This is a genomic window from Nocardioides sp., from assembly GCF_004803405.1.
Classification (GTDB): Bacteria; Actinomycetota; Actinomycetes; order Propionibacteriales; family Nocardioidaceae; genus Nocardioides; species Nocardioides vastitatis.
Genome location: NZ_SSXI01000112.1, coordinates 1 through 12,573, shown reverse-complemented (window position 1 = coordinate 12,573; position 12,573 = coordinate 1). Strand labels below are relative to the sequence as shown.

10 protein-coding genes are annotated in these 12,573 nt (G+C 72.4%); 6 read left to right on the top strand and 4 right to left on the bottom strand.

The features are described from left to right. Positions 1-918: GTPase (locus E7Z54_RS08165; RefSeq protein ID WP_206056073.1), on the bottom strand; the 918-nt coding region annotated here is incomplete at its 3' end. Next, positions 915-2,594, bottom strand: a complete 1,680-nt coding sequence (locus E7Z54_RS08160) for a GTPase (RefSeq protein ID WP_168798227.1) — start codon at positions 2,592-2,594, stop codon at positions 915-917. The genes E7Z54_RS08160 and E7Z54_RS08165, both read right to left, overlap by 4 nt. A 94-nt stretch (positions 2,595-2,688) precedes the next feature. On the opposite strand from E7Z54_RS08160, the gene E7Z54_RS08155 reads away from it, so the two are divergent. Further along, a complete protein-coding gene (locus tag E7Z54_RS08155) occupies positions 2,689-3,288 on the top strand; it encodes a Maf family protein (RefSeq protein ID WP_136432688.1) in 600 nt (199 codons plus the stop codon). Between the two features lie 13 nt (positions 3,289-3,301). On the opposite strand, the gene E7Z54_RS08150 is transcribed toward E7Z54_RS08155, so the two are convergent. Continuing rightward, the gene (locus E7Z54_RS08150; protein ID WP_136432687.1) at positions 3,302-4,516 is read right to left on the bottom strand and encodes an acyl-CoA dehydrogenase family protein; all 1,215 of its coding nucleotides are present in this window, start codon (positions 4,514-4,516) and stop codon (positions 3,302-3,304) included. Between the two features lie 105 nt (positions 4,517-4,621). Between E7Z54_RS08150 and E7Z54_RS08145 the strand changes: the two genes are divergently transcribed. Beyond that, positions 4,622-6,412, top strand: a complete 1,791-nt coding sequence (locus E7Z54_RS08145) for an acetyl/propionyl/methylcrotonyl-CoA carboxylase subunit alpha (protein ID WP_136432685.1) — start codon at positions 4,622-4,624, stop codon at positions 6,410-6,412. Here the strand turns inward: E7Z54_RS08145 and E7Z54_RS23065 are convergent. Next, positions 6,402-6,575: a hypothetical protein gene (locus tag E7Z54_RS23065; protein WP_168798226.1), complete on the bottom strand. Its 174-nt coding sequence runs from the start codon at positions 6,573-6,575 to the stop codon at positions 6,402-6,404. The two genes, E7Z54_RS08145 and E7Z54_RS23065, sit on opposite strands and share 11 nt — an antisense overlap. A gap of 26 nt (positions 6,576-6,601) precedes the next feature. On the opposite strand from E7Z54_RS23065, the gene E7Z54_RS08140 reads away from it, so the two are divergent. From E7Z54_RS08140 to E7Z54_RS08125, 4 genes are all read left to right on the top strand, one after another. Continuing rightward, entirely contained in the window at positions 6,602-7,084 is a 483-nt protein-coding gene (locus E7Z54_RS08140; protein WP_240769582.1) for a PH domain-containing protein, read from the top strand. After that, positions 7,081-8,544 (top strand): PH domain-containing protein, encoded by a 1,464-nt coding sequence (locus E7Z54_RS08135; protein WP_136432684.1) that lies wholly within the window; start codon positions 7,081-7,083, stop codon positions 8,542-8,544. The genes E7Z54_RS08140 and E7Z54_RS08135 overlap by 4 nt, the downstream gene beginning before the upstream one ends. Positions 8,545-8,593: 49 nt before the next feature. Further along, complete coding sequence (locus tag E7Z54_RS08130; RefSeq protein ID WP_136432682.1) at positions 8,594-11,971, top strand: pyruvate carboxylase; 3,378 nt, start codon at positions 8,594-8,596, stop codon at positions 11,969-11,971. Positions 11,972-11,981: 10 nt separating this feature from the next. Further along, on the top strand, positions 11,982-12,573 hold a 592-nt coding region (locus E7Z54_RS08125; protein ID WP_206056071.1), incomplete at its 3' end, for a benzoate/H(+) symporter BenE family transporter.

Below are 12,573 nucleotides of genomic sequence, written 5' to 3'. Positions count from 1 at the left end.
ACGCTCGAGGTCACCGACCCAGACGTCGGGCACCGAGATCGGCGCCTGCCCGGCCGCCGCGTCCAGCCGGGCCGCGGCGGCGCGGAGGTCGGCCTCGACCCGGAGCGTCACGCTCCGCTTCTCCTCGACCCGTCGCCGGATCGCGGTTCGCAGCTCGTCGATCCCGGTCCCGTCGCGGGCACTCGTGGCGAGGACCCGCGCGTCCCGGATGCCGTCGACCGTCAACGTCGACCGTACGTCGCGCAGCATCGTCTGCCGGAGCTCGTCGGGGACCGTGTCGATGTGGTTGAGGACCACCATCACCACGTCCGGGTGACCTGCGAGCGGTCGCAGGAACCGGTGGTGGATCGCGGCGTCAGCGTACTTCTGCGGGTCGACCACCCAGACCAGGAGATCGGCGAGGGCGACGACCCGCTCGGCCTCCTCGTGGTGGGCGAGCTGGACCGAGTCGTGGTCGGGAAGGTCGAGGAGGACGAGGCCGTCGGGCAGGCGACTGCGTGGCGGGCACGGGGACAGCGTCGCCCGGTGGTGTCGGTCGGCCGTCGGCACGCCGAGCCAGTCGAGCGTCTCGTCCACGTCCTCGTCGCTCCAGACCAGGGCCTTCACGGTGGAGGTCGTCGGACGCTGCGCACCGGACGCCGACAGTTCCACCCCCGCCAGTGCGTTGAAGGTCGTCGACTTCCCGGACCCGGTGGAGCCGGCGATCGCGACGATCGTGTGGGTCGCGGAGGTTCGGAGTCGCTGCGTGGATCGAGCCACCGAGGCCTCGACCTCGTCCAGCAGCTCGTCGTCGAGCCGTCCGCGCGCAGCTGCGACCGCTGCCTCCAGCCCGTCGATCCGGCGCTGGAGGTCGCCGCCCTGCGGGGACACCCGCGGCGGCGCGGCCCGCCACGAGGAGCCAAGGCCTCGAGCTGTCACGCGCGCACTCCCTCTGCTGCCTGAAGACGAAGCGCCCGCTGGACGCCGGTCGCCGCGGCCCGGAGCCGATCCGGGGCATCCGGGACCAGGCTCCAGCCCAGCACCGGCTGCAGATAGCGGTCCCGCTCCTCGGCCAGGATGGCGACCAGCATCCGGGTCACACCCTCGCCGGCCTCGGTGACCAGCCTGCGCGCACGCTGCGGCTCGGCCGGATCGGCTCGGCGAGCGATTCCAGCGCCGGTGGAGGCCGCTTGCAGCACCAGCGCGATCGCGAGGCCGCGAGACCGGGGGCCGCCGATCCCGCCAGCCGTGCCGGCGTCCTCGATCTGCTCCGCGACCACGGCGACCAGCTCGCGCCGCCAGCTGCTGATCGCGCGGCGTGCCCGGGTGCCCAGTCGCCGGCTCGGCCGTGAGAGGTCCTCGGTGCTCCAGTCCAGCAGCGCCGAGCCGTGGACTGTGTCGCGAAGGGCGCGGCTGGCGCTCTCGGCAGCCCGCTCGGCGTGGTCGAGGACGAAGGTCTGGAGCGCCAGGTCGAGGGCGACGCCCAGCTGGTCGATCTGGGCGATCTGCTCCGGCGCCGAGCCGGTCAGTCGCTCGCGCAGCGCGCTCATGGTGTCCGCGATCGGCGGTAGGTCGTCGCGGCCGAGAAGCTCGTGCCACTGCGAGGCCAGGTCGCCCCGCACCAGGGATCCGTCACCCAGCGCGGCGCGCAGCGTCTCGGTGGCGGCGTCGTAGGCGCGGTCCACCACGCTCAGCAGCTCGCTGACGGCTTCGACCTGCAGCTCGGCGGCATCCGCCACACGAGAGGCCACCTGCGCGGCTCGGTGGATCGCACCGGTGACGGCCTGGTTCGCCCCGACGGCGCGCACCCGGGCCTCGATCGCGGTCGTGTCCAGCCAGGACCTGATGCTGGCCACGCGGGACCCCGGCAACCGGCCGTCCTCCCCGATTGGACCCCGCTCGACGAAGAACAGTCGCTCCTCCCCGACCGTGCTGGACAGCATCCCGGTCAGGTGAGCGGACACCGTGGGCAGGTCCTCCGGCGGGATGCGGTTCATGACGACGGCGACAGGGAGGTCGCGCTCGACGGCCAGGGACAGCTGCTGCCAGGGGACGAGGTCCGAGTAGCGCGCAGCCGAGGTCACGAACAGCCAGAGGTCCGCGGCGGCGAGGAGCCTCAGCGCCAGCGCGCGGTTGCCGTCGTCGACGGAGTCGAAGTCCGGCGCGTCCAGGATCGCCAGCCCCCGCGGCACGGTCGGCGCAGCGACCAGCTGGATCGCCTCCTGGGTGCTCGTCGGGCGGTCCACCCGCTCCAGGGTGGGCAGCAGCCCGCCCGGGCCGAACCAGTCCCGGTCCGCCGGATGGTGGACGAGGACCGGCGAGCGGGTCGTCGGCCGCAGCGCACCCGGCGTGGTGACCCTGCTGCCGACCAGACTGTTCACGAGCGTCGACTTCCCGACTCCGGTCGGTCCGCCCACGACCACCAGCATCGGGGCGTCGAGGCGCGCGAGTCGCGGGAGGACGTAGTCGTCGAACTGGGTGATCACCTGTGCCCGCTCGACCCGCAGCTCCCCTACGTCTCCGAGCTCCAGCGGCAGGGGTGCCGCCAGGTACGCGGCGTGGAGCGCGGTGACGGCGCTCCGCACCTCACCGGCCAGGGCGCACTGACTCGGCAAGGGTCGTGACCCAGGGGACATGCACCTCCAGTGCTCGCCGCTGCGGGTCCTGATCCATCAGCGTGCAGAATTTCTCGGCCAGTAGGGTGACGGCGTGCCGGTGCTCGTCCTCGCGTCCGCGTCCCCCGCGCGTCTCGCCACACTGCGCGACGCGGGCTTCGACCCCCAGGTGATCGTCTCGGGGGTCGACGAGTCGCAGGTCGCGGGCGTGCCCCCCGCCGAGTTGGCCCTCCGGCTCGCCGAGCTCAAGTGCAGCGCGGTCGCCGGACGACCGGAGGTCCCCCTCGATGCCCTCGTCCTCGGCTGCGACTCCGTGCTGGAGCTCGACGGCGAGGCGCTGGGCAAGCCGGCCGACGCGGACGACGCCGTACGCCGCTGGCACGCCATGCGCGGCCGGTCCGGCGTGCTGCACACCGGGCACTGCCTGCGCGATGTCGCGGCGGACCAGCAGTCCGCCGCCACCGCGTCCACCGTCGTCCACTTCGCCGACCTCGACGACGACGAGATCGAGGCCTACGTCGCGACCGGTGAGCCGCTGCACGTCGCGGGCGCGTTCACCGTCGACGGCCTCGGCGGCGGGTTCGTGACCGGCATCGAGGGCGACCACCACAACGTGGTCGGCGTCAGCCTTCCGCTGCTGCGCGGACTGGTCCGCGAGCTGGGGCACCGGTGGACCGACCTCTGGTCGCGCTGACGCTCCGGTCGGACTACTCGACCGGGAGGCCCAGACCCCGGGCGATCAGCATCCGCTGCACCTCGGAGGTGCCCTCGCCGATCTCGAGGATCTTGGCGTCGCGGTAGAACCGCGCGACCGGGTACTCCTCCATGAAGCCGTAGCCCCCGAAGACCTGGGTCGCGATCCGGGTGGCCGTCACGGCCGACTCGCTCGTGTAGAGCTTCGCGACCGACGCGGCCTGCTTGAACTGCTTCACCGACGGTCCGGCACCGCCGCCCGAGGCCGCCTCCATCATCCGGTCCTTCATGGCCGCGGCGCGGTAGGTCAGGAGCCGCGACGCATGCAGCATCACCTCGAGGTCGGCGACCTGGAACGCGACGCCCTGCTTGCGCCCGATCGGGCCGCCCATCGTCTGGCGCTCGAGGGAATACTCGACGCACAGGTCGACGCACGCCTGGATCAAGCCGACGGCGAGTGCCGCGATCGCCACCCTGCCGTCGTCGAGGATCGCCAGGAACTGCGCGTACCCGCGGCCGCGCTCGCCCACCAGGTTCGCCTCCGGCACCCGGCAGTCGGTGAACGTCAGCGGGTGGGTGTCGGAGATGTTCCAGCCGAGCTTGTCGTAGGCGGCCTCCGCCACGAAGCCGGGCGTGCCCGATGGCACCAGGATCGTGGAGATCTCCGGGCGTCCCGACTCCGAGACGCCGGTGCGCGCGGTGACGGTGACCAGCGAGGTGATGTCCGACCCGGAGTTGGTGATGAACTGCTTGGCACCGTTGATCACCCACTCGCCGTTCTCCAGGACCGCCTTGGTCCTCGTGGCGCTCGCGTCGGAGCCCGCGCCCGGCTCGGTGAGACCGAAGGCGGCGAGCCGTCGACCGGCGACGAGGTCGGGCAGCCAGGTCTCCTTCTGCTCGGCGGTGCCGAAGGTCAGGATCGGGTTGATGCCGAGACCCACCCCGGCCTCGAGCGTGATCCCCAGTGACTGGTCGACTCGACCGAGCTCCTCGATCGCGAGGCACAGCGACGTGAACGGGCCGTCGGCCGCGTCGAGCCCGGCGCCGCCGTACTCCTCGGGGGCGGTGAGGCCGAACAGGCCCAGGTCTCCCATCCGCTGGACGACATCGGTCGGGAAATGGTGTGACCTGTCCCACTCGGCGACGTGTGGACGGATGGTGGCGTCGGCGAAGTCCCGGACCGTACGGCGGAACTCCTCGTGCTCACGAGACAGCTCGAACTGGGTCATGACGAGCATCCTAGATGATGAGGTTAACGTTTGTTAACCATTGCAGGGTCCTAGACTCCGGCGGTGGCTTGGAACCACGCCACCGCCCGCAGATGAGGAGATCCCGTGTCCCAGTCCGTGCAGCCGTTGCGCAAGGTCCTCATCGCCAACCGCGGTGAGATCGCCGTCCGAGTGATCCGCGCCGCCAAGGACGCCGGCATCGGTAGCGTCGCGGTGTACGCCGAGCCCGACGCGAACGCGCTCTTCGTCCGACTCGCCGACGAGGCCTACGCCCTGGGCGGTTCGACGCCCGCCGAGTCCTACCTCTCGATCGAGAAGATCATCGACGTCGCCAAGCAGGCGGGCGCCGACTCGGTCCACCCCGGTTACGGCTTCCTCGCCGAGAACGCACAGTTCGCCCAGGCGGTGATCGACGCCGGACTGATCTGGATCGGGCCGGGCCCCGACGCCATCGAGGCCCTCGGCGACAAGGCCAAGGCCAAGCAGATCGCGCAGAAGGCCAACGCGCCGCTGGCCCCGGGCCTCAAGGAGCCGGTCAAGGACGCCGAGGAGATCATCGAGTTCGCGCAGGAGTTCGGCCTGCCGGTCGCGATCAAGGCCGTCTTCGGCGGCGGCGGTCGCGGTCTCAAGGTCGCGCGCACGCTCGAGGAGATCCCGGAGCAGTTCGAGTCGGCCGTCCGTGAGGCCGTCGGCGCCTTCGGCCGAGGTGAGTGCCTGGTGGAGAAGTTCCTCGACCGCCCGCGCCACGTCGAGACCCAGTGCCTCGCGGACCAGCACGGGAACGTGGTCGTGGTCTCCACCCGCGACTGCTCGTTGCAGCGCCGTCACCAGAAGCTGGTCGAGGAGGCGCCCGCGCCGTTCCTGACCGACGACCAGGTCAAGCGCCTGTACGAGTCCTCCAAGGCGATCCTCACCGAGGCCGGGTACGTCGGCGCCGGCACCTGTGAGTTCCTCGTGGGCCGCGACGGCACCATCTCCTTCCTCGAGGTCAACACCAGGCTCCAGGTCGAGCACTGCGTCTCCGAGGAGGTCACCGGCATCGACCTGGTCCGTGAGATGTTCCGGATCGCCGCAGGCGAGGAGCTCGGCTACGACGACCCCGAGATCCGTGGCCACTCCATCGAGTACCGGATCAACGCCGAGGACGGCGGCCGCAACTTCATGCCCGCCCCCGGCACCCTCACCGAGTGGTCGCCGCCGCAGGGCCCCGGCGTCCGCGTCGACGGCGGTTACGAGAAGGGCGAGACCATCCCGGGCTCGTTCGACTCCCTGATCGCCAAGCTCATCGTGACCGGCCGCGACCGCACCCAGGCGCTCGAGCGCTCCCGGCGCGCGTTGGCCGAGTTCGTCGTCGACGGCATGCCGACGGTGATCCCGTTCCACAAGGCTGTGATCGAGGACCCGGCCTACGTCGGCGCCTCGACCCCCTCCGGCGAGGGCGAGTTCACCGTCTACACGACCTGGATCGAGACCGAGTTCGACAACCGGATCGAGCCCTACTCGGGCGAGGCCGGCACGGCCGACGAGGCCGGGGAGAAGCAGACGGTCGTGGTCGAGGTCGGCGGCAAGCGGGTGGAGGTGGTCATTCCGGCCGGGCTCGGCGGCCTGTCCGCCGGTCCCGCCGCGGGCGCGAAGAAGCCGAAGCGCACGGCTGGCAAGAAGGCCGGCGCGGCCGCCAGCGGCGACGCTGTGGCCAGCCCGATGCAGGGCACCATCGTCAAGGTCGCCGTCGAGGAGGGCCAGACCGTCGCGGAGGGCGACGTGATCGTGGTCATGGAGGCGATGAAGATGGAGCAGCCGCTCAAGGCTCACAAGGCCGGAACGGTCACCGGTCTCAAGGCCGAGGTCGGCGCCACGGTGACCAACGGCGAGGTCGTCTGCGAGCTCAAGGACTGACGCTCGTCGTCCCGCTGCCGCCCGACGCCGTCGGCAGGCGGCCGTCGTACCGCATCGCCCGGTCGCGACCCGGGTGCGTCCAGGGCGCCGCGGCCACCGGTCGCAGCGAGGTACGCGGCCCCGTGCCGAGCACGGACCGCAAGGCGCGCTGGATCCGGGACATCGTCCTTCGGACCGTAGGCTCGCCCCGTGAGTGAGCTGCGCGACCCGGCGCACAGGGTCAGTCCGCGAGCCCGGACCATGTGGCACGTCGAGATCGGCCTCCAGGGGATCGTGACGACAGCGGTGCTCGGCCTTGCTGCCGTCATGTGGGCGCCGGAGGCCGCGCGCTGGTGGCTCGTGGGCGCGGTGGCCTGCGGCAGTACGGCGGTCGTGGTCGTCGTACCGCGGTGGCGGTACCTCGTGCACCGATGGGAGGTCTCACCGACCGCGGTGTACACCCAGCGAGGCTGGTGGGCACGTGAGCGGCGGATCGCGCCCATGTCGCGCGTGCAGACCGTGGACTACGCGCAGGGACCGCTCGCCCGGCTGTTCGGGCTGGCGAGCGTCACCGTGACCACGGCCTCGGCCGCCGGGGCGTTGCGTATCGACGGCCTGGACCGTGACGTAGCCCTGGCACTGGTGGACGAGCTGACCCTCAAGGCAGACCTCGTGGAGGGCGACGCGACGTGACCTGGCAGCGCCTCGACAGGCGGATGCTGCTCGTCCACCCGATCAAGGAGATCGGCAGGTTCCTGCCGGTCCTGATCGGAGTCCTGGTCGCCGGTGGCGCCTCCGGAGCCGGTCCGTGGTCACTGCTCGGCGTCATCGTCCCGGTCGCACTCGGCGTCGTGCGCTACCTGACCACCACGTGGCGGATCGCCGAGGGCCGGGTCGAGCTGCGCCGCGGCCTGCTCCAGCGTCACACCCTCTCGACGTCGGTCGACCGGGTGCGCACCGTGGACCTGACCGCCTCGCCGGTCCATCGGCTGTTGGGTCTGGCGACCGTCGTCATCGGCACCGGCAGCGTCGCCAGCGACGCCAACGAGCGGCTCGAGCTGGATGCGCTCCCGTCGGAGCAGGCGGCGGCGCTGCGGACCGACCTGCTGTGGTCCCGAGCCGTCGCCGCGGCCGCGGCCGTTGACGAGGACGCGCCCGCCGATTCGGCTGCGGAGGAGGTGCTCGCGAGGTTCTCGGCGCGCTGGCTCTGGTACGCGCCGTTCAGCAGCGCCGGCCTGGTCGCCGCCGGCGCGGCGGTCGGCGGTGCCCTACAGCTCACCGAGATCGTCGACATCCGGCTCACCGAGGACGCCCTCGCCGCCGTGGCCGGCGCGTTCGTCGGCCTGCTTCTCGGAGCGGCTCTGCTGCTCGCGGCGCTGCTCGCCGTCGCCGGCTACCTGGTCACCAACGGCGGCTTCGTCCTCGCTCGCCAAGGGGCGGCCTGGCACGTGCGCCGCGGTCTGCTGACCCGACGTGAGACCAGCATCGACACCGCCCGACTCGCCGGCATCAGCCTCGGTGAGCCCGCCGCCCTGCGCATCGCGCGCGGCCGTCGACTGGCCGCGATCGTCACCGGCCTGCCCGGCGCCTCCGCCAGGTCGGCCGTGCTGCTGCCCCCGGCTCCGACGAGCACCGTGGTGCCGGCGGCGGTGACGATCCTCGGCTCCGCCGGACCGGTCACCGGACCTCTCCTTCGGCACGGACGGACGGCGACGGTACGTCGCTACTCGCGCGCGATCCTCGCCGTGCTCCCCGTCGTCCTCGGCCTCGCCGCGGCGGCGCTCTCGGCGTCGTACTGGCTCCTGGCCGCTGTCCCGATCGTGCTCGGCCTCGCCGTCCTGCTCGCCCACGACCGCGCTCGCTCGCTCGGCCATGCCTTCTCCGAGGGCCACGTCGTGATGCGGTCGGGCTCGGTCGTGCGCAGCCGCGACGCGCTCGCTGCCGGGCACGTGATCGGCTGGAACCTCCACGACACCTGGTTCCAGCGCCGCTCCGGGCTGGTCACCGTGGCGGCCACCACCGCGGGCGGGAGCGGCCGGGTCCAGGTGTACGACGTCACGACCGCCGCCGCCCTCGCGCTCGCCGAGGCGGCGACCCCCGGGCTGGTCGGTCAGTTCACCGACCCGGACGATCCAGCCCCCTCACCCTTCTGAAGGGCGGACCGTTCATCGGGCTGTGACCCGGGCCACCTAGGGTGGGGCCGTGTTCTCGAAGGTCCTGGTCGCCAACAGAGGTGAGATCGCCGTGCGGGCCTTCCGCGCGGCCTGGGAAGTGGGGGCGACGACGGTCGCGGTCTTCCCCTTCGAGGACCGGTGGTCGGAGCATCGGTTCAAGGCCGACGAGGCCTACGAGATCGGCGAGCACGGCCACCCGGTCCGCTCCTACCTCGACCCGGACGCGATCGTCGCCGCCGCCGTGCAGTGCGGTGCCGACGCGATCTACCCCGGCTACGGGTTCCTCTCGGAGAACCCCGCCCTCGCCGAGGCCTGCGCCGCCGCGGGGATCACCTTCGTCGGGCCGGAGGCCTCGGTCCTCGAGCTGACCGGCAACAAGGCGCGCGCGATCGCGGCGGCGAAGGCCGCAGGCGTGCCGACGCTGGCCGGGGTCGAGCCGTCCACCGACGTCGACAGCCTCGTCGAGAGCGCCTCGAAGCTGCCGTTCCCGCTGTTCGTCAAGGCCGTCGCGGGCGGCGGCGGACGCGGCATGCGCCGGGTCGACGACCCGAAGGGGCTCCGCGAGGCGATCGAGACCTGCATGCGCGAGGGCGAGGCCGCGTTCGGCGACCCGACCGTCTTCGTCGAGCAGGCCGTCGTCGACCCTCGTCACATCGAGGTCCAGGTGCTCGCCGACGCCACCGGCGCCACGATCCACCTCTTCGAGCGCGACTGCTCCGTGCAGCGGCGCCACCAGAAGGTCGTCGAGATCGCACCGGCGCCCAACCTCGACCCGGAGCTGCGCGAGCGGATCTGCGCGGACGCCGTGCGCTTCGCCAGCTCGATCGGCTACCGCAACGCCGGGACCGTCGAGTTCCTCCTCGACCCCCGGGGCAACTACGTCTTCATCGAGATGAACCCGCGGATCCAGGTCGAGCACACGGTGACCGAGGAGGTCACCGACGTCGACCTGGTCCAGGCCCAGCTGCGGATCGCGGCCGGTGAGACCCTCGCGGACCTCGGCCTGTCGCAGGACTCGATCCGGCTGCGCGGCGCCGCGCTGCAGTGCCGGATCACCACCGAGGACCCGGCCAACGAGTTCCGGCCCGACACCGGCAAGATCACGACCTACCGCTCCCCCGGCGGTCCGGGCGTCCGGCTGGACGGCGGCACCACGTACAACGGCGCCGAGGTGAGCCCGCACTTCGACTCCATGCTCGCCAAGCTGACCTGCCGTGGCGCGACGTTCGAGAAGGCCGTGCAGAAGGCGCGCCGCGCCCTCGCCGAGTTCCGGATCCGCGGCGTCGCCACGAATGTCGCCTTCCTCCAGCACGTGCTCGCCGACCCCGACTTCGCGGCCGGCACGATCACCACGTCGTTCATCGAGACCCACCGGCACGTGCTGTCCGCCGGCTCCACGACGGACCGCGGGTCCGGCCTGCTGCAGTACCTCGCCGACGTCACCGTCAACAAGCCGTACGGCGACGCGCCGGTGTCGCTCACGCCGAGGGCCAAGCTCCCCCAGATCGACCTGGCGACCCCGCCGCCGAACGGCTCGCGGCAGCTGCTGCTGAGTGTGGGCCCGGAGGAGTTCGCGCGTCGGCTGCGCCAGCAGGACCGGGTGGCGGTCACCGAGACCACGTTCCGCGACGCGCACCAGAGCCTGCTCGCCACCCGGGTCCGCACCGTCGACCTGCTCGGCGCCGCCGGGCACGTGGCGCGGATGACACCGCAGCTGTGGTCGGTCGAGGCCTGGGGCGGGGCGACCTACGACGTCGCGCTGCGCTTCCTGGCCGAGGACCCCTGGGACCGGCTCGCATCGCTCCGCGAGGCCCTCCCCAACGTCTGCCTGCAGATGCTGCTGCGAGGCCGCAACACGGTCGGCTACACCCCCTACCCGACGGAGGTGACCAACGCCTTCGTCGAGGAGGCCGTGGCCACCGGGCTCGACGTGTTCCGGATCTTCGACGCGCTCAACGACGTCGAGCAGATGCGGCCCGCGATCGACGCGGTGCGCGAGACCGGCACCGCGGTCGCCGAGGTCGCGCTCTGCTACACCGGCGACCTCTCCGACCCGGGCGAGCGGCTCTACACCCTCGACTACTACCTCCGTCTGGCCGAGCAGATCGTCGACGCGGGCGCGCACGTGCTGGCGATCAAGGACATGGCCGGCCTGCTGCGGGCGCCGGCCGCCAGGCGCCTGGTCACCGCACTCCGCGAGCGGTTCGACCTGCCCGTGCACCTCCACACCCACGACACCCCGGGTGGCCAGCTGGCCACACTGCTCGCCGCGATCGACGCCGGCGTGGACGCGGTCGACGCGGCGGCGGCCTCCATGTCCGGCACCACCTCGCAGCCCTCGCTCACGGCGCTCGTCGCCGCGACCGACCACAGCGACCGCGAGACCGGCCTCGACGTCGCTGCCGTGGGCGCGCTCGAGCCGTACTGGGAGGCCGTGCGCCGCGTCTACGCGCCGTTCGAGTCCGGCCTGGCCTCCCCCACCGGCCGCGTCTACCGTCACGAGATCCCCGGCGGCCAGCTGTCGAACCTGCGCCAGCAGGCGATCGCGCTCGGCCTCGGCGAGAAGTTCGAGCAGATCGAGGACATGTACGCCGCGGCCAACGACATCCTCGGCAACGTCCCGAAGGTCACCCCGAGCTCGAAGGTGATCGGCGACCTCGCCCTCGCGCTGGTCGGCCTGGGCGCCGACCCGGTGGCGTTCGCGCAGAACCCCCAGAAGTACGACATCCCCGCCTCCGTCATCGGCTTCCTCCACGGCGAGCTCGGCGACCCGCCGGGCGGCTGGCCCGAGCCGTTCCGCACCAAGGCGCTCGAGGGCCGCACGTGGGAGGCCCCCGTGGCCGAGCTGACCGAGGAGCAGCGGCATGGACTCGCCACCGACCGCCGCCACACGCTCAACCAGCTGCTCTTCCCCGGCCCGACCAAGGAGCTCGACACCGCCCGGGCGTCGTACGGCGACCTGTCGGTCGTGCCGACGCTGGAGTTCCTCTACGGCCTGTCCCAGGGCGACGAGCACGCGATCGACATCGAGGAGGGCAAGCGGCTGCTGCTCGAGCTCGAGGCGATCGGCGAGCCGGACGAGCGCGGCTTCCGGACCGTGATGTGCCGTGCGAACGGCCAGCTCCGCCCGGTGAGCGTGCGGGACCGCAGCGTCGCCTCCGAGGTCACCGCGGCGGAGAAGGCGGACCCGGGGAACGACCGTCACGTCGCGGCGCCGTTCCAGGGCGCCGTGACGGTCGTGGTCGCGGAGGGCGACGAGGTCGAGACCGGCACCACGATCGCCACCATCGAGGCCATGAAGATGGAGGCCGCGATCACCGCGCCTCGCGCCGGCAGGGTGGAGCGACTGGCGATCAAGGGCACCCAGCCCGTCGAGGGCGGCGACCTGATCCTCGTGCTGGCCTGACCACGCCCACGTGTCCGAGGAGAGCACCCACGGTCCAGCCGTCGCCGGGGTGGTCACGGCGGTGGTCGGGTTCACCAGCACCTTCGTGGTGGCGCTGGCCGGCCTGGCGGCCGTCGGCGCCACCGCCGAGCAGGCCGCGTCCGGGCTGCTCACGCTCTGTCTCACCCAGGCCCTCGGCATGCTCTGGCTCAGCCTCCGTCACCGGATCCCGGTCACCCTCGCGTGGTCGACGCCCGGCGCGGCGCTGCTCGCGTCCTCCGCCGGTGTCGCCGGTGGGTGGCCGGCCGCGGTCGGCGCGTTCGTCGTGACCGGCCTGCTCATCCTGCTCACCTCGCTCGTCCCGCGGCTGGGCGACCTGGTCGCCGCGATCCCGCACACCCTCGCGATGGCGATGCTCGCGGGCATCCTGCTCCCGCTGTGCCTGGCGCCGGTGACCGCCCTCGTCGCCTCACCCACGGTCGTCGCACCGGTGGTGCTGACCTGGGTCGTGCTGCTGCGGCTTGCCCGGCGGTGGGCGGTGCCGGGCGCGCTGGCGGTCGCCCTCGGCACGGTCGTCGTGACGGCCGGGGTGGACGCCGCCACCCTCGCGCCCCAGCTCACCT

Excerpts from the sequence above, each read along its gene's own strand:
- E7Z54_RS08150 (WP_136432687.1), bottom strand. The coding sequence starts at position 4,516 with ATGACCCAGTTCGAGCTGTCTCGTGAGCACGAGGAGTTCCGCCGTACG.
- E7Z54_RS23065 (WP_168798226.1), bottom strand. The coding sequence starts at position 6,575 with ATGTCCCGGATCCAGCGCGCCTTGCGGTCCGTGCTCGGCACGGGGCCG.